This is a genomic window from Citrobacter sp. CK198 (genome assembly GCF_030333295.1).
In the GTDB taxonomy this organism is placed as follows: Bacteria; Pseudomonadota; Gammaproteobacteria; order Enterobacterales; family Enterobacteriaceae; genus Citrobacter_B; species Citrobacter_B koseri.
Genome location: NZ_JAOWGE010000034.1, coordinates 365,483 through 380,705 on the forward strand (window position 1 = coordinate 365,483; position 15,223 = coordinate 380,705).

Annotated in this window: 18 protein-coding genes and 1 tRNA gene; 11 read left to right on the forward strand and 8 right to left on the reverse strand. The window is 52.3% G+C overall.

Features of this window, described 5'->3' with window-relative positions; all coding sequences use genetic code 11:
• The first annotated feature begins 2 nt into the window (after positions 1-2).
• The 9 genes from napC to OGY62_RS16810 all read left to right on the forward strand — a co-directional run bounded on the left by napC (position 3) and on the right by OGY62_RS16810 (position 7,001).
• Positions 3-605 carry a cytochrome c-type protein NapC gene (gene napC, locus OGY62_RS16770; RefSeq protein ID WP_012131552.1) on the forward strand — a complete coding sequence of 201 codons (603 nt, stop codon included), beginning with the start codon at positions 3-5 and terminating at the stop codon, positions 603-605.
• Between the two features lie 6 nt (positions 606-611).
• Positions 612-1,238 (forward strand): cytochrome c biogenesis heme-transporting ATPase CcmA, encoded by a 627-nt coding sequence (ccmA, locus tag OGY62_RS16775; RefSeq protein ID WP_286460305.1) that lies wholly within the window; start codon positions 612-614, stop codon positions 1,236-1,238.
• The gene (ccmB, locus tag OGY62_RS16780) at positions 1,235-1,894 is read left to right on the forward strand and encodes a heme exporter protein CcmB (RefSeq protein ID WP_012131555.1); all 660 of its coding nucleotides are present in this window, start codon (positions 1,235-1,237) and stop codon (positions 1,892-1,894) included. Before ccmA ends, ccmB begins: the two co-directional genes overlap by 4 nt.
• A gap of 144 nt (positions 1,895-2,038) precedes the next feature.
• Positions 2,039-2,776, forward strand: a complete 738-nt coding sequence (locus OGY62_RS16785) for a heme ABC transporter permease (RefSeq protein ID WP_012131556.1) — start codon at positions 2,039-2,041, stop codon at positions 2,774-2,776.
• Positions 2,773-2,985, forward strand: coding sequence for a heme exporter protein CcmD (gene ccmD / locus OGY62_RS16790; protein ID WP_012131557.1), 213 nt, complete (start codon positions 2,773-2,775; stop codon positions 2,983-2,985). The genes OGY62_RS16785 and ccmD overlap by 4 nt, the downstream gene beginning before the upstream one ends.
• Positions 2,982-3,461 carry a cytochrome c maturation protein CcmE gene (ccmE, locus tag OGY62_RS16795; protein ID WP_012131559.1) on the forward strand — a complete coding sequence of 160 codons (480 nt, stop codon included), beginning with the start codon at positions 2,982-2,984 and terminating at the stop codon, positions 3,459-3,461. Before ccmD ends, ccmE begins: the two co-directional genes overlap by 4 nt.
• A complete protein-coding gene (locus OGY62_RS16800) occupies positions 3,458-5,401 on the forward strand; it encodes a heme lyase CcmF/NrfE family subunit (RefSeq protein ID WP_047462438.1) in 1,944 nt (647 codons plus the stop codon). The genes ccmE and OGY62_RS16800 overlap by 4 nt, the downstream gene beginning before the upstream one ends.
• A complete protein-coding gene (gene dsbE, locus OGY62_RS16805) occupies positions 5,398-5,955 on the forward strand; it encodes a thiol:disulfide interchange protein DsbE (RefSeq protein WP_286460306.1) in 558 nt (185 codons plus the stop codon). The genes OGY62_RS16800 and dsbE overlap by 4 nt, the downstream gene beginning before the upstream one ends.
• Positions 5,952-7,001, forward strand: a complete 1,050-nt coding sequence (locus OGY62_RS16810) for a cytochrome c-type biogenesis protein CcmH (RefSeq protein WP_047462441.1) — start codon at positions 5,952-5,954, stop codon at positions 6,999-7,001. Before dsbE ends, OGY62_RS16810 begins: the two co-directional genes overlap by 4 nt.
• 78 nt (positions 7,002-7,079) lie before the next feature.
• Here the strand turns inward: OGY62_RS16810 and narP are convergent, their stop codons facing one another.
• The gene (gene narP, locus OGY62_RS16815) at positions 7,080-7,727 is read right to left on the reverse strand and encodes a nitrate/nitrite response regulator protein NarP (protein WP_012131563.1); all 648 of its coding nucleotides are present in this window, start codon (positions 7,725-7,727) and stop codon (positions 7,080-7,082) included.
• Between the two features lie 310 nt (positions 7,728-8,037).
• Here narP and OGY62_RS16820 point away from each other — a divergent pair, with 310 nt between their 5' ends.
• Entirely contained in the window at positions 8,038-9,174 is a 1,137-nt protein-coding gene (locus OGY62_RS16820) for a hypothetical protein (RefSeq protein WP_286460307.1), read from the forward strand.
• A gap of 200 nt (positions 9,175-9,374) precedes the next feature.
• On the opposite strand, the gene OGY62_RS16825 is transcribed toward OGY62_RS16820, so the two are convergent.
• The 6 genes from OGY62_RS16825 to OGY62_RS16850 all read right to left on the reverse strand — a co-directional run bounded on the left by OGY62_RS16825 (position 9,375) and on the right by OGY62_RS16850 (position 13,559).
• Positions 9,375-10,466 carry an acyltransferase family protein gene (locus OGY62_RS16825; RefSeq protein ID WP_286460308.1) on the reverse strand — a complete coding sequence of 364 codons (1,092 nt, stop codon included), beginning with the start codon at positions 10,464-10,466 and terminating at the stop codon, positions 9,375-9,377.
• 255 nt (positions 10,467-10,721) lie between these two features.
• Positions 10,722-10,961 (reverse strand): hypothetical protein, encoded by a 240-nt coding sequence (locus OGY62_RS16830; protein ID WP_286460309.1) that lies wholly within the window; start codon positions 10,959-10,961, stop codon positions 10,722-10,724.
• 11 nt (positions 10,962-10,972) lie between these two features.
• A complete protein-coding gene (locus OGY62_RS16835) occupies positions 10,973-11,197 on the reverse strand; it encodes a DinI family protein (protein ID WP_286460310.1) in 225 nt (74 codons plus the stop codon).
• 204 nt (positions 11,198-11,401) lie between these two features.
• A tRNA-Pro gene (locus tag OGY62_RS16840) sits at positions 11,402-11,478 on the reverse strand.
• Between the two features lie 73 nt (positions 11,479-11,551).
• Positions 11,552-13,312 (reverse strand): LPS biosynthesis-modulating metalloenzyme YejM, encoded by a 1,761-nt coding sequence (yejM, locus tag OGY62_RS16845; protein WP_012131564.1) that lies wholly within the window; start codon positions 13,310-13,312, stop codon positions 11,552-11,554.
• A gap of 19 nt (positions 13,313-13,331) precedes the next feature.
• On the reverse strand, positions 13,332-13,559 hold the full coding sequence (locus OGY62_RS16850) for a YejL family protein (protein ID WP_012131565.1): 228 nt from the start codon (positions 13,557-13,559) through the stop codon (positions 13,332-13,334).
• A gap of 134 nt (positions 13,560-13,693) precedes the next feature.
• Here OGY62_RS16850 and yejK point away from each other — a divergent pair, with 134 nt between their 5' ends.
• Positions 13,694-14,701, forward strand: coding sequence for a nucleoid-associated protein YejK (yejK, locus tag OGY62_RS16855; RefSeq protein WP_012131566.1), 1,008 nt, complete (start codon positions 13,694-13,696; stop codon positions 14,699-14,701).
• A 130-nt stretch (positions 14,702-14,831) separates the two neighbouring features.
• Here yejK and rplY read toward each other — a convergent pair whose 3' ends face one another.
• Positions 14,832-15,116, reverse strand: coding sequence for a 50S ribosomal protein L25 (gene rplY / locus OGY62_RS16860; protein ID WP_012131568.1), 285 nt, complete (start codon positions 15,114-15,116; stop codon positions 14,832-14,834).
• Positions 15,117-15,223 lie beyond the last annotated feature (107 nt).

Below are 15,223 nucleotides of genomic sequence, written 5' to 3' on the forward strand. Positions count from 1 at the left end.
CTATGGAAAATTCTAACCGTAAACCTGGCGTGATTAAGCGGGTCTGGCAATGGTGGCGTCGCCCCAGCCGCCTGGCGATCGGCACGTTGCTGTTAATCGGTTTTGTTGGCGGCATTATTTTCTGGGGCGGTTTCAACACCGGGATGGAAAAGGCCAACACCGAAGAGTTCTGTATCAGCTGCCACGAAATGCGCAACACCGTCTATCAGGAATACATGGAAACCGTGCACTACAACAACCGCAGCGGTGTTCGCGCCACCTGTCCTGACTGTCACGTTCCGCACGAGTGGGGCCCGAAAATGATCCGTAAGATCAAGGCCAGTAAAGAGCTGTACGGGAAGGTGTTCGGCATTATCGATACTCCGCAGAAGTTTGAAGATCACCGCCTGACAATGGCGCAGAGCGAGTGGCGACGGATGAAAGACACCAATTCGCGGGAGTGCCGTAACTGCCACAACTTCGAATTTATGGATCTCACCGCTCAGAAAGGCGTTGCCGCCAAAATGCACGACCAGGCAGTGAAAGAGGGGCAAACCTGTATCGACTGCCACAAAGGGATTGCGCATAAACTCCCGGATATGCGCGAAGTGAAACCGGGCTTTTAATAATGAGTGGGTATGCTTGAAGCCAGAGAACTGCTCTGCGAGCGGGATGACAGAATACTGTTCAGTGGGCTGTCGTTTCGCGTGAACGCAGGGGAATGGGTACAAATTACCGGGGGCAACGGCGCGGGGAAAACCACCCTTTTGCGGTTGCTCACCGGGCTGGCGCGCCCCGACGCAGGGGAAGTGTGCTGGCAAGAGCAGGCGTTGCACCGCGTGCGCGACAGCTACCATCAAAATCTGTTGTGGATTGGACATCAGCCGGGGATTAAAACCCGGCTTTCGGCGTTGGAGAACCTGCGCTTTTTCCACCATGACGGCGATACGGCGCAGTGTCTGGCCGCGCTGGCGCAGGCGGGGCTGGCCGGATACGAAGACATCCCCGTCAACCAGCTTTCCGCTGGACAGCAACGGCGCGTGGCGCTGGCGCGTCTGTGGCTGACCCGCGCGACGCTCTGGATCCTCGACGAGCCGTTTACCGCCATTGATGTCAATGGCGTTGAACGTCTGACACAGCGCATGGCTGAACATATACAGCAGGGCGGGATCATCATCCTCACCACGCACCAGCCGCTGAATGTCGCGACTGACAAAATACGGCGCATCGCGCTGACCGGCGAGAGGGCAGCGCAATGATGTGGCAAATCTTTCGTCTTGAGCTGCGCGTGGCGTTTCGTCATAGCGCGGAAATCGCTAACCCGCTGTGGTTCTTTCTGATTGTTATCACGCTTTTCCCGCTGAGCATTGGCCCGGAGCCGCAGCTGCTGGCGCGTATTGTTCCCGGCATTATCTGGGTGGCGGCGTTGCTCTCTTCGCTGCTGGCGCTGGAACGTCTGTTTCGCGATGACTTACAGGACGGCAGCCTGGAGCAACTGATGCTCCTGCCGTTGCCGTTACCGGCGGTGGTGCTGGCGAAAGTGATGGCGCACTGGGTGGTGACCGGTCTGCCGTTGCTGATCCTCTCTCCGCTGGTGGCGTTATTGCTGGGAATGGATATGTACGGCTGGCAAATCATGGCGCTGACTCTGCTGCTTGGTACGCCGACCCTGAGTTTTCTTGGCGCGCCGGGCGTGGGGTTAACGGTGGGCCTGAAACGCGGCGGCGTATTGCTGAGCGTGCTGGTGCTGCCGCTGACCATTCCGTTACTGATTTTCGCCACTGCGGCGATGGATGCGGCCTCCATGCATTTGCCCGTTGAGGGATACATGGCGATTTTGGGCGCGTTGCTGGCGGGCAGCGCAACGTTAAGCCCTTTTGCTACGGCGGCAGCGTTACGTATCAGCATGCAGTAGCGCGGTCTTTGACTGGCGACAAACTGTAGGATGCCGGATGACGTTACGCTTATCAGGAAAGTCTGTAGGTCTGATAAGGCGTCTTTGCCATCATCCGGCATAACTGAAGTTTCATTCGTTTTGATTGAATCTGGTGACTGAACTATGTGGAAAACACTTCATCAACTGGCGATTCCCCCACGGCTTTATCAGATCTGTGGCTGGTTCATCCCGTGGCTGGCGATAGCCAGCGTGGTGGTGCTGGCGGCGGGCTGGGTCTGGGGGTTTGGCTTCGCGCCTGCGGATTATCAGCAGGGGCAAAGCTACCGCATCATCTACCTGCATGTCCCGGCGGCGATCTGGTCGATGGGGATTTACGCCTCGATGGCGGTCGCCGCATTCATCGGTCTGGTCTGGCAAATGAAAATGGCTAACCTGGCGGTGGCGGCGATGGCGCCTGTTGGCGCGGTGTTTACCTTTATCGCACTGGTTACCGGTTCCGCCTGGGGCAAACCGATGTGGGGAACCTGGTGGGTATGGGACGCGCGATTGACCTCTGAACTGGTGCTGCTGTTCCTGTACGTCGGGGCGATAGCGTTGTGGCACGCCTTTGACGATCGCCGCCTTGCGGGGCGCGCGGCGGGCATTCTGGTGCTGATTGGCGTCGTTAATTTGCCGATCATCCACTACTCGGTGGAGTGGTGGAATACGCTACATCAGGGATCAACTCGTATGCAGCAGAGCATTGACCCGGCGATGCGCGCGCCGCTGCGCCTGGCGATTATCGGTTATCTGCTGCTGTTTATCACGCTGGCGCTGATGCGGATGCGTAACCTGATTTTGTTAATGGAAAAACGTCGCCCGTGGGTGAGTGAACTGATTTTAAAAAGAGGCCGCCAATGACCAGCGCATTTGCATCCTGGAGTGATTTCTTTGCTATGGGCGGTTACGCCTTTTATGTCTGGCTGGCGGTTGTGATGACCGTGATCCCGCTGGCGGCGCTGGTGGTGCATACCGCCATGCAGCACCGCGTGATTTTGCGCGGTGTGGCGCAGCAGCGAGCGCGTGAAGCGCGGATGCGCGCGGCGCAGGCGCAGCGGGAGGCGGCATGAATATCCGTCGTAAAAATCGTTTGTGGATAGCCTGCGCGGTGCTGGCCGGTTTGGCTCTGACTATCACGCTGGTACTTTATGCGCTGCGTTCCAATATCGACCTGTTCTATACGCCAGGCGAAATTCTCTACGGTAAACGCGAAACGCACCAACTGCCTGAAGTGGGGCAACGCCTGCGCGTCGGCGGCATGGTCATGCCCGGAAGCGTGAAGCGCGACCCGGATTCGCTGAAAGTGAATTTCAGCATCTACGACGCCGAAGGCGTGGTGGATGTGACGTACGAAGGCATTCTGCCGGATCTGTTCCGCGAAGGGCAGGGCGTGGTAGTGCAGGGGGAACTGGGCGAGAAAAACCATGTGCAGGCGAAAGAGGTGCTCGCCAAACATGATGAAAATTATACCCCGCCGGAAGTTGAAAAAGCGATGCAGGAAAACCATCGTCGCCCGGAAAGCGTTTATAAGGATAAAGCATCATGATGCCTGAAATTGGCAACGCGCTGCTGTGTCTCGCACTCGGCGTGGCGCTGTTGCTGTCCGTTTATCCGCTGTGGGGCGTGGGGCGCGGCGATGTGCGCATGATGGCCTCGGCGAGGCCATTCTCCTGGCTGCTGTTTATCCTGGTGATGGGCGCGTTTCTGGTGCTGATCAATGCCTTCGTGGTGAATGATTTTACCGTTACCTATGTCGCCAGCAACTCCAACACGCAACTGCCGGTCTGGTATCGCGTCGCCGCGACCTGGGGAGCGCACGAAGGGTCGCTTCTGCTATGGGTATTGCTGATGAGCGGCTGGACGTTTGCTGTGGCCGTGTTCAGTCAGCGGATGCCGCTGGATATCGTCGCCCGCGTACTGGCGGTGATGGGGATGGTCAGCGTCGGTTTTCTGCTGTTTATTCTGTTCACCTCCAACCCGTTTTCCCGTACGTTGCCCAACTTTCCGATTGAAGGGCGCGACCTGAATCCGCTGTTGCAGGACCCGGGACTGATCTTCCACCCGCCGCTGCTCTATATGGGCTATGTCGGTTTCTCGGTGGCGTTCGCGTTCGCGATCGCCGCGCTGATGAGTGGGCGTCTGGACAGCACCTTTGCCCGCTTTTCCCGTCCCTGGACGCTGGCCGCATGGGTATTCTTAACGCTGGGTATCGTGCTTGGCTCTGCCTGGGCCTATTACGAGCTGGGCTGGGGCGGCTGGTGGTTCTGGGACCCGGTGGAAAACGCCTCATTTATGCCGTGGCTGGTGGGCACCGCGTTGATGCACTCCCTGGCGGTGACTGAACAGCGCGCCAGCTTCAAAGCCTGGACGCTCCTGCTTTCAATATGCGCCTTCTCACTCTGCCTGCTCGGTACTTTCCTGGTGCGTTCTGGCGTGCTGGTGTCGGTGCATGCTTTTGCCTCCGATCCATCGCGCGGGATGTTTATTCTCGCCTTTATGGTACTGGTGATCGGCGGTTCGCTGCTGCTGTTCGCGACGCGCGGACACAAGGTTCGCTCGCGGGTGAATAACGCGCTCTGGTCGCGTGAGTCACTGCTGTTAGCCAATAACGTCCTGCTTATCGCCGCCATGCTGGTGGTGTTGCTGGGAACATTGCTGCCGCTGGTGCATAAACAGCTCGGTCTGGGCAGTATTTCAATCGGCGAACCGTTCTTTAATACCATGTTCACCTGGCTGATGGCGCCGTTCGCGCTGCTGCTGGGCATCGGGCCGCTGGTTCGCTGGGGACGTGACAGACCGCGCAAGTTGCAGCGGTTGTTGGTTATCGCGCTGGTGAGCACGTTAGTGCTGTCGATGCTGCTGCCGTGGCTGTTTGAAGACAAGATTGTCGCCATGACGGTGGTCGGGCTGGCGATGGCGTGCTGGGTATTTGTGCTGGCGGTAGCGGAAGTCGCGCAGCGCGTTTCGCGTGGTACGAAAATGACGCTCAGCTACTGGGGAATGGTCGCCGGGCACGTTGGGCTGGCGGTGACGATTGTCGGCATCGCGTTTAGCCAAAACTACAGCGTGGAACGTGATGTCCGCATGAAAGCGGGCGACAGCGTCAGCATCCACGACTATCAATTCACCTTCCGTGAAGTGAAGGAGATTACCGGCCCGAACTATCGCGGCGGGGTGGCGATTATCGGCGTGACGCGGGAAGGTAAAGCAGAAGCGACGCTGCATGCGGAAAAACGTTTTTATAACAGCACCAGCTCAATGATGACGGAAGCGGCGATCGATGGCGGGATCACCCGCGATCTGTATGCCGCTCTCGGCGAAGAGTTGGACAATGGCGCATGGGCGGTGCGCCTGTATTACAAACCGTTTATTCGCTGGATCTGGGCGGGAGGGCTGTTGATGGCGCTTGGCGGGTTGTTCTGCCTGTTTGATCCGCGCTATCGCCAGCGTTCATGCCCGCAAAAAACCGCGCCGGAGGCTGTATGAAGCGCAACGTACTGTTAATACCTTTCGTCATTTTTCTGGTTATTGCGGCGGCGTTGCTGTGGCAGTTGGCGCGTAATGTGGAAGGAGACGATCCGACGAATCTGGAATCGGCGCTGATTGGCAAACCGGTGCCGACCTTCCGTCTCGAATCGCTGGAAAATCCTGGTCAGCACTATCAGGCAGACGTGCTGACTCAGGGGAAACCGGTGCTGCTCAACGTGTGGGCGACTTGGTGCCCGACCTGCCGCGCTGAACATCAGTATCTGAATCAGCTGTCTGCGCAGGGAATTCGCGTGGTTGGTCTGAATTACAAAGACGATCGCCAGAAAGCGATTACCTGGCTGAAAGAGTTAGGGAATCCTTATGCGTTAAGCCTGTTTGATGGCGACGGTATGCTTGGGCTGGATCTGGGCGTTTACGGCGCGCCGGAAACCTTCCTGATCGACGGTAAAGGGATCATTCGTTATCGCCATGCAGGCGATCTGAACGCCAGGGTATGGGAAAGTGAAATAAAACCGCTCTGGGAGCAGTACAGCAAGGAGGCCGCGCAATGAGATTCTTACTGGGCGTGCTGATGCTGGTGATCTCCGGCTCGTCGCTGGCTGCCATTGATGTTATGCAGTTCAAAGATGAAGCGCAGGAGCAGCAGTTCCGCCAGCTCACCGAGCAGCTGCGCTGCCCGAAATGCCAGAACAACAGCATCGCGGACTCTAACTCGATGATTGCCACCGACCTGCGTCAGAAGGTTTATGAACTGATGCAGGAAGGTAAAAGCAAGCAGGAGATCGTTGATTACATGGTGGCGCGCTACGGTAACTTCGTCACCTACGATCCGCCGCTGACACCGCTTACCGTGCTGTTGTGGATCTTGCCGATCGCCGCTATTGGCGCTGGCGGCTGGATTATCTTCGCCCGTTCGCGGCGGCGCGTACGTGTAAAACAGGAAACCTTTTCTGATGAGGTGACGCCGAAGGGACGCCAGGCAGGATTATGGCTGTTTGCTCCCGGGGTTGTGATCGCGCTGATTGTCGGGGCGGTAAGTTACTACCAGACCGGTAACTATCAGCAGGTAAAAATCTGGCAACAGGCTACGGCGCAGACGCCAGCGCTGCTGGAGCGCGCGCTGGACCCTGACGCGCAGCCGCTGAATGAAGAAGAGATGACACGCCTGGCGCTTGGTTTACGTACCCGACTGCAAAGCGATGCTGGCAATGTGGAAGGCTGGATTATGCTTGGGCGTATCGGCATGGTGCTGGGGAACGCCAGCACGGCGACGGAAGCGTATGCCAATGCGTACAGACTGGACCCCAAAAATAGCGATGCCGCATTAGGGTATGCGGAAGCGCTGACCCGTTCTTCCGATCCTGATGATAATCGTCGGGGAGGGGAGCTGTTGCGCCAGCTGGTGAGAAGCGATCATGCCAACATTCGGACGTTGAGTATGTATGCGTTTAATGCCTTCGAGCAGCAGCGTTTCGGCGAGGCGGTTGCGGCCTGGGAGATGATGCTGAAATTGCTGCCCGCCAATGATTCCCGCCGGGCAGTGATTGAACGCAGTATTAAGCAGGCATTAGCGCAGCTTTCGCCGCAGGCGGAATAAATGAGTGTGGCAAGGCCGGATGGTACTTGCCACGCGACTTGTAGGCCCGATAAGCGTAGCGCCATCGGGCATATCTTGTTACTGCATTCCGCGTGTTTGTAAAAAGAGAATGGTCGCCGCGACGCGCGAGCGTACGTTCAGCTTTCGCAGTAAATTACGAATATGCACCTTAACCGTCTGCTCAGAAATATTCAGCACGGAGGCAATCTGTTTGTTCGACAGCCCCTGAGCCAGTTCGTGCAGTACGTCCAGTTCGCGTTCAGTGAGCACGCTAAAGGGATCTTCCTCTGCGCCAAACAGTTCCCGTTCGCGCAGGTATTCGCTGACGCGATCGCTGAATACCTTGCCGCCGTTGGCGCCAGCACGAATCGCTTCCAGCAGCACTTCCGGGTCGCTGTCTTTCAGTAAATAGCCGTCCGCTCCGGCATCAATCAGCGCGTACACGTCACTGGCAGAGTCGGAAACCGTCAGGATAATGATCTGTGCGGTGACGCCATCCCGACGCAGCGCATTCAGCGTATCAAGCCCGCTCAGGCCTTTCATATTCAGGTCAAGCAGGATCAGATCAAGATCGAGACGGCTTGCCAGATCGATAGCACTCGCCCCATCGCCAGCTTCGGCAACGACATTAAATGCGGTATCCAGTTCCAGTAATTGACGAATACCTCGTCGCATAAGTGGATGATCGTCCACAATAAGCACCTGAAAAGGCGTTGCTTCAGGCATACTATTCTCCTGAGTACATACTCGTATCATTATTGTTTTTAGCGCGAAAATCGTCCAGATTCATCGCGTTGATGAGAGAATAAATTTTACCCTATTTTGGGCATGGGTAAGTAGTAAAACCTTTTGATTATGCGGTGTCAGCACAGTACTGGAAGGGAACGGCAGGCATAAAAAACCAACCGTAAGAGGTTGGTTTTTCTAAGGGATTTTGGTCGGCACGAGAGGATTTGAACCTCCGCCCCCCGACACCCCATGTCAGGTTAACGAAAGTAGAAATATGCTAAGATTGTTCGGCCAAGTAGTTCCTGCAATGCGTGACTGCGCTGAAAAATATAATATCGATATAATTGATATTAGCTCTTTTACTAAAAAGTGGGTGGAAAATTCAAAAAACCAATCTGACGTTATTGCTGATAATCAGGAGGATGGTCTCCATTTTGGTGATCGTGGTCATAGCTACAAAGCTGGAATAGCGGCTAAAGAAATATTCTCCGATTATATTATCGATGCAAGCAATGGGGATACTATAGGTTTATGGCAGGGACGCATTGCAAATAACGGGAGGGCTCTCGGTCTTAGCCGAGCTGTAAAAAATCGAATGGGTTGTTCCATGACTGTAGGAGCGGGGAGCATAGTGGAGGTTGCCAGACTGTGGATTTGGCTTGAAGAAGAGTCTGCAATTCACTATTGCTTCCCAAACAGAGACTCTGGTGGTGGGGCCTCTACCTATTCTAGATTTAATATTTATGACGCCTCGGGTGATGAGACTTCTGTCAGTATAGTATTCGGAGACTATGCGTATGCTACGGAGGATAGACCTGCGGACTTGAACCTCTTATTGGGAATCAAAAGATCTGGACTATACCGATTTAGTTATATACCTAATGAATTGACAAATAATGTAGGATATTTACGGATAGGTAACGGAAAAAGCCAAAGTATGTCAGTCAAAGGGTTGCCATCGGCATCAGTTTGGGCTATGCCGAATTACAACATGATGCCTGTTATTGCTGTAGATAGTAAAGATAAATCAGTATGTATTGATGGCACTCTTTATCAGGGATATGCTTTTCTGTTTTCCACAAATCGTATATTTGCAAATGATTGGTCGCAAAGTGGATATATCTCACTCGGTGTAATTAGAAATGCTGATAACACTGTTTCATTATGTATCTTTAAGAATGTATCAGGTGCGATCTCAAGAACTGTACTTGCCACTTCAACCGGCACTATCACTGTAGATCGAGTAATGATTGAACTACTCATGAGCCCAACAGGCAGCATCATGTACGTAGACGTTAATGGCGCAAGGCTTATCACATATACCAAAGCAGCATCTGTTGCAATGCTTCCAACTTATGGAGTAGCAGGAGGGATTGTATACCTGACAGGAGTAAGTACCACCTCAGATAAAACCGTTTACCACAACCCACCATCCATATTTTAAGTATAAGGCGGCATAGCCGCCTTCTTCTTAAATCTATTCCCGTTTCTTCCACCAAGAATATTCACCTGAAAGCCAGATGAATATGAATGCAACGTATATAATATCTCCACTCTCAATCTTCCACGATATAACAGAGTATATAATATGTGCCAGTGATATTACGCCAGCAACACGTATCACTGTCGTAATGAGAAAGTTAGTCATTTGTTATCACCATTTGTGTATTTCACACGTAAGTTTAGAAATGGTTTTTCTATGAATGTATATGTGATCATTGATACAATTATCGTGACTGGTAAGATGAATAAAATAGTGTTGATAATTGCAGACATTTTATCCGGGGAAGGGGTTAATATTGTCATATAAAGAGCTTTCGCCACCACCAAATGTGTAAGGTAGGCAGAGAAACTTAGCCCTCCAAGATATGCAATGATTGAGTCAGTTCTTTTATTTATATTAATGCTCAATGTCGTATATCCCAATATTAATAATGCCCACCCAAATGCTTCAAATGTGAATGAGAATGGCATAAACCACTTTGTCATCTGAGAGTTTAAGTGCATGAAGATTGATATGGTAGCTATCGAGGCGACTATCATAATCAGTTGTGGAGCTTTTGAACTCTTAATATACCCATTAACATACAAATAACCTACCATCATTCCTATTAAGAACTGGTCTAATCTTCCAATTATTGAATGATAAAGCCTATAATAGATACCAGGACCATTAAATATCACCAGCGACAATTTAATTAAAACAAACGCAACAACAATTCCAGACAATGACTTTAGGCCTCCTTTAGATAAAAATATTGCAAGAAACGGGAAAATTAAATAGAACTGGAATTCTACAGCAATTGTCCATATCGGGCCCATTGGGTACAATTTATAACCCCAGCCAGTACCTGGTGAGCCAGTGTTAAGCTGAAGTGTTAAAATTCTAAAAATATCCATTGGTGTAGAGTTGGTTTGGTCTACACAAATGGCAATAAATACAAATATTACAGTTAGAGGGGCGATTCTAAGAATTCTGTTTTTTACGAAGCTTGAATATTGTATTTTTTTTCTTCCAGCATCTGAAATTATGCAGAAAAGGAATCCTGACAAAACCAAAAAAAGACTTACTCCAGAAGAACCCCATCTAATCCATAAAGATGCAAAGTCTTGCAAATTACTGACAGAACCGCCGTAATTGATACTTCCCCTGCAATGATGGAATATGACAAGGATAAATGCTGCAAAACGCAGATGATCAAGTCTTGACATATAGCTGTGATTTAATGTTTTCATTCCATGACCTAAATAGTACAAAAAAAGAACAGGTTATTTTTTCCTGTATCATATCACTTTTAGGAGCAGTCTTAAAAATAATGATTAATATTGTGTATTACGTATGATTTTAGGTTCATCCGCCGTGCCATATGCAAGAACGCAACTACGGCAGGCGGGCGAACGTTCGATAGTGCGAATATAGAATGGTTGCCAGCCGCCGCGGATTGTATCTGCCCGGCATAACGGATCAATGTGTTTTATCTGAAACAGGTATTAATGCCACGTCTTTTTGCTCAGGCTTGTTATAGCTGAAATAGCATGTGCTGAATCATCAAAAAGCCGGGTCAGTACAGGAACCCACTGCCTGTTTTTGTACTCAAGCACCTGATGTCCAGGCAGGTCTTTGCTGACGATGGCAAATGTCCTGAGTTCAGGCGTTGGAACAGGGAGATCGGTGCCAGGCGGGAAATATATTCTTATCCCGGCAATAATCATGTTGTCCATGCTCATCATTCGTTCACCAGCTACATATCGGCTTCTTCAAACATCTCTTCCAGCATACGGTTAAGTCGTTCTTTCTCTGTTTTCGTGCAATCGCTGTTTAATGCGTTAGCCTGCATTGGCTTAACTCTCACGTCGGCGTCGGGGAAGATCCGGTGTACGCGCTCTGTCAGCTCGTTAAGAATGATGTTTCTTGCACCCGGTAGCCCCTCTACATTGCGTTTGTCGTAAACGAGTTCCACAAACATAAAATTCTCCTTTTACTGGTTGGATATACAGTTAAATTTAAACTGTATAAATAAACAGTATCAAGGTGTTGATGACGGTGTTAAGAGGATCTGTGAAATGGTTTTTTGACGGCGCTTTTACCCCAGTTTTACCCCGAAGCTTCCCCGCTCAAAAAACAGGCATAAAAAAACCAACCGTAAGAGGTTGGTTTTTCTAAGGGATTTTGGTCGGCACGAGAGGATTTGAACCTCCGACCCCCGACACCCCATGACGGTGCGCTACCAGGCTGCGCTACGTGCCGACTTGTGGATGCCAATACTACCGCTTTCCACCACGAATGCAAGGGGATGTCTTGCTAACTGATTTATAATTAATCAGTTAGCAATGAATCGTTTCTCGTCGGTCAGTACCTGCAACAACAGGCTCAATTGCGGCTTCTGGTCTTTGATCTTCTCGCCGTGTAGATCGTACGTCTGATAGGTGCCGTTATTGTTCAGTACCAGCGTCATTTCCGGCGTGGTAATCGCCAGCGTACTGCCGTCCGCAGCGGTCACCCAGTAATGGCGGCGCGTGGCGTTGAACAGATCCTGTCCCTGCGAGTACTCATTGGCTGGCGTACTGACGTGCAGCAGTCGCTGCATCAGCGTCGTCATCAAATCCGTATGGTCGGTCAGAGTGTTGATTCGCTGTGCTGGCGTGCCCGGCCAGTGAATGATCAACGGCACTTGCAGATGGCCGCGAGACCAGGCGAAATGGCTCTCTTCCTGCGCTAACGGTACGCCGCGCCCCCCCGTAATGATCACCACGGTGTTGTTGAGTTTCCCTGCGTCACGCAGTGCGCTGAGCACCCGGTTAATCTGGGCATCCACGTTCTCTGCGGCGCGGGCATACCGTTTCGCAAAGTCTTTCTGGTTGCTGTCGTCAACGTTTGTGCCGTTGAAGGAAACCCATGAGAACCAGCGGTTATCTTCCTGGGCGTAACGTCCTAACCAGTTAATCCACTGGCTCGCCGTCTGCTCGTCGGACTGCGTTTGCACAGTTGGCATGGAGAAGTCTGACAGCAGCGCCTGGCGGTAGAGCGGGCTGGTGAAGCCGTCAGAAGAGAATAGCCCTAACTGATAGCCTTGCTGGTTCAGCGCCGAGATCAGCGCGGCAGGCGTTCTGGTCGACAGAATGCCGTCCATATAGCTGGGCGATACGCCATAGAACAGACCAAATATTCCATTGTCAGACGTGTTGCCTGAACTCATGTGGCGCGTGAACGACGTATTCTGTTCGGCGAATGCGGCCAACGCGGGCATCTGTTTTTCATAGCGGGAGTAGTTCAGCGCGTCGACCGTAATTAACAGTACGTTCTGGCCGGTACCCATGTCGCGATATTGCAAATCGCTCAGCGGATACTGAACGGAAACGGCTTCCGGGTTGCCTTGTTCCACCAGACGGCGCTGATACTCCTGCGCATCCAGCAGACCGTGTTTTTCCAGAAAACGGCGCGCCGTCATCGGGTATGACAGCGGTAAATTCGCGCGCTGCATGGTGATCGGGCGATAGAAGTTGGCGTCTGCCCAGATATACACCACATGCGAAGCGATAAATGAGACGAAAAAGAATGCGGCAAGCGGTTTGGCGAAATGGCGACGTCGCGTCAGGCTGCGCAGCTTTTGCCAGCTCCAGGTCGCAAACAGCATTTCGATTAACAGGATGACCGGCACGCTAATAAACATCAGCTGCCAGTCGCGCGCCATCTCGTTCTGATCGGGGTTAATGACCAGTTCCCAGACAATGGGATTCAGGTGCAGGTGGAAGCGGGTAAAAACTTCGCTGTCGATCAGCAACAGCGTCATGCCCGCTGTCGCCAGGATGGCTGACAAAAAACGCATCAGCCGCTGGGACATGACAATAAATGTCAGAGGAAACAGGATCAGCAGGTAGGCGGCGAACACCAGAAAGCTGAAGTGCCCGACAATGCTCAGGTACGAGTAAATACGCCCTGCAAGCGTTGTCGGCCAGTCTGCGACAAACAGGTAACGGCTACCGAGCACCATGGCCAGCAGAATGTTGAACAGTGCAAACCAGTGCCCCCAGCTAACCATCTGGGAGACTTTTTCACGGTAGCGCTGACGATGAGTTACCATAAATAGCCGTTCGTTTCCCTTAATGCGCTTTGTCGTCGTTAATTGAAGACTGTAATGCGCGGGCAAAAGAGTTCGCAATCGCCTGGCGTTGAGCCGGTGCGATGCTGGTGTTGATAAGGTTGGTGACCATGTTTCCCAGCACCATCAGGGAAAGGTCGGTCGGTGCCTTATGTTTTTCCAGTACGTTGAGCAGGTCACTCAGTAATTGTTCAACGTGTTCGTCACTATAGCGGGAGTGTTGTGGCATAAATCGCAATCAGTTTGTTCATGAAAGGGCAACATATTACCGTAGCAACAGTTTTTTTTCTGCTTTTTTATCTCCTGTTGCGTCACCGCCCGTCAGGTGATTGAATACCGCCCGGTCATAAAGGAGAGTTTATCATGAGTCTGGATATCAACCAGATTGCCCTGCACCAGCTTATCAAACGTGATGAGCAAAATCTTGAGCTGGTCTTGCGCGATTCATTACTGGAGCCGACAACCACCGTTGTCGATATGGTGGCTGAACTGCACCGGGTCTATAGCGCCAAGAACAAAGCGTACGGCCTGTTCAGCGAAGAGAGTGAACTGGCGCAAACGCTGCGGTTGCAGCGTCAGGGCGAGGAGGATTTTCTTGCCTTTAGCCGTGCGGCGACCGGCCGTTTACGCGACGAACTGGCGAAATACCCGTTTGCGGACGGCGGTATTGTCCTGTTCTGCCATTACCGTTATCTGGCGGTGGAGTATCTGCTGGTGGCGGTGCTGAACAACTTAAGCAGCATGCGCGTGAATGAGAACCTGGATATCAACCCGACGCACTATCTGGATATTAACCATGCGGATATTGTGGCGCGTATCGATTTGACCGAATGGGAAACGAACCCGGAATCCACCCGTTATCTGACCTTCCTGAAAGGCCGGGTAGGGCGCAAAGTGGCCGATTTCTTTATGGATTTCCTGGGCGCCAGCGAAGGGCTGAACGCGAAAGCGCAAAACCGGGGGCTGTTGCAGGCGGTGGACGATTTCACCGCAGAAGCGCAGCTGGACAAAGCTGAACGTCAGAATGTCCGTCAGCAGGTGTACAGCTACTGCAATGAGCAATTGCAGTCTGGTGAAGAGATTGAGCTTGAATCGCTGTCGAAAGAGTTATCCGGCGTCAGCGAAGTCAGCTTCAGAGAATTTACCGCTGACAAAGGCTATGAGCTGGAAGAGAGTTTCCCGGCGGACCGCAGCACGCTGCGTCAGCTGACGAAATATGCCGGGAGCGGCGGTGGGTTAACCATCAACTTCGACGCCATGCTGTTAGGTGAGCGGATTTTCTGGGACCCGGCGACCGATACGCTGACGATCAAGGGAACGCCGCCAAACCTGCGCGATCAGCTCCAGCGTCGGACGTCCGGCGGTAATTAACGGTTTTGACGTTATGTGTTGTAACGCCGGATAGCGGTGCAGGCACCTTATTCGGCTTACGGTTCATCGCCTTGTCGCGCACCATAAAAAAACCCCGCCGTGGCGGGGTTTTTCTTCAACTTGTTGGCGATTACGCGCGAACGAAGTCGATGTGAGTCAGCTTCGGCTTGAACGCGTGACGCTGTACAGCCTGAGCTTTAACTTTTACTTCTTTACCGTCAACAACGATGGTCAGAACTTCGCTGTAGAACTCAGCTTTAGCTTGCATGTTCATAACCTGGTCGTGGTCCAGTTCGATAGCAATCGGGGCTTCAGCGCCACCGTAGATGATTGCCGGGAACTTGTTAGCGGCGCGCAGGCGGCGGCTCGCACCCTTACCCTGCTCTTTACGTACTTCTGCGTTGATAGTAAACATTTAAATCTCTCTTAAATAATTCCTGTTACAGGCGACCCAGCAACAGGTAAGTGATCTGCTTTGCGTATGCAAAAGCGGGCGAGATTCTATACTCAAATGGCTATCAC

Excerpts from the sequence above, each read along its gene's own strand:
- narP (WP_012131563.1), bottom strand. The coding sequence starts at position 7,727 with ATGCCTGAAGCAACGCCTTTTCAGGTGCTTATTGTGGACGATCATCCA.
- OGY62_RS16825 (WP_286460308.1), bottom strand. The coding sequence starts at position 10,466 with ATGAAAACATTAAATCACAGCTATATGTCAAGACTTGATCATCTGCGT.
- OGY62_RS16830 (WP_286460309.1), bottom strand. The coding sequence starts at position 10,961 with ATGATGAGCATGGACAACATGATTATTGCCGGGATAAGAATATATTTC.
- OGY62_RS16835 (WP_286460310.1), bottom strand. The coding sequence starts at position 11,197 with ATGTTTGTGGAACTCGTTTACGACAAACGCAATGTAGAGGGGCTACCG.
- OGY62_RS16850 (WP_012131565.1), bottom strand. The coding sequence starts at position 13,559 with ATGCCACAACACTCCCGCTATAGTGACGAACACGTTGAACAATTACTG.
- OGY62_RS16800 (WP_047462438.1), top strand. The coding sequence starts at position 3,458 with ATGATGCCTGAAATTGGCAACGCGCTGCTGTGTCTCGCACTCGGCGTG.
- napC (WP_012131552.1), top strand. The coding sequence starts at position 3 with ATGGAAAATTCTAACCGTAAACCTGGCGTGATTAAGCGGGTCTGGCAA.
- ccmE (WP_012131559.1), top strand. The coding sequence starts at position 2,982 with ATGAATATCCGTCGTAAAAATCGTTTGTGGATAGCCTGCGCGGTGCTG.
- OGY62_RS16785 (WP_012131556.1), top strand. The coding sequence starts at position 2,039 with ATGTGGAAAACACTTCATCAACTGGCGATTCCCCCACGGCTTTATCAG.
- yejM (WP_012131564.1), bottom strand. The coding sequence starts at position 13,312 with ATGGTAACTCATCGTCAGCGCTACCGTGAAAAAGTCTCCCAGATGGTT.
- ccmD (WP_012131557.1), top strand. The coding sequence starts at position 2,773 with ATGACCAGCGCATTTGCATCCTGGAGTGATTTCTTTGCTATGGGCGGT.
- OGY62_RS16820 (WP_286460307.1), top strand. The coding sequence starts at position 8,038 with ATGCGTGACTGCGCTGAAAAATATAATATCGATATAATTGATATTAGC.
- yejK (WP_012131566.1), top strand. The coding sequence starts at position 13,694 with ATGAGTCTGGATATCAACCAGATTGCCCTGCACCAGCTTATCAAACGT.
- OGY62_RS16810 (WP_047462441.1), top strand. The coding sequence starts at position 5,952 with ATGAGATTCTTACTGGGCGTGCTGATGCTGGTGATCTCCGGCTCGTCG.
- dsbE (WP_286460306.1), top strand. The coding sequence starts at position 5,398 with ATGAAGCGCAACGTACTGTTAATACCTTTCGTCATTTTTCTGGTTATT.
- rplY (WP_012131568.1), bottom strand. The coding sequence starts at position 15,116 with ATGTTTACTATCAACGCAGAAGTACGTAAAGAGCAGGGTAAGGGTGCG.
- ccmB (WP_012131555.1), top strand. The coding sequence starts at position 1,235 with ATGATGTGGCAAATCTTTCGTCTTGAGCTGCGCGTGGCGTTTCGTCAT.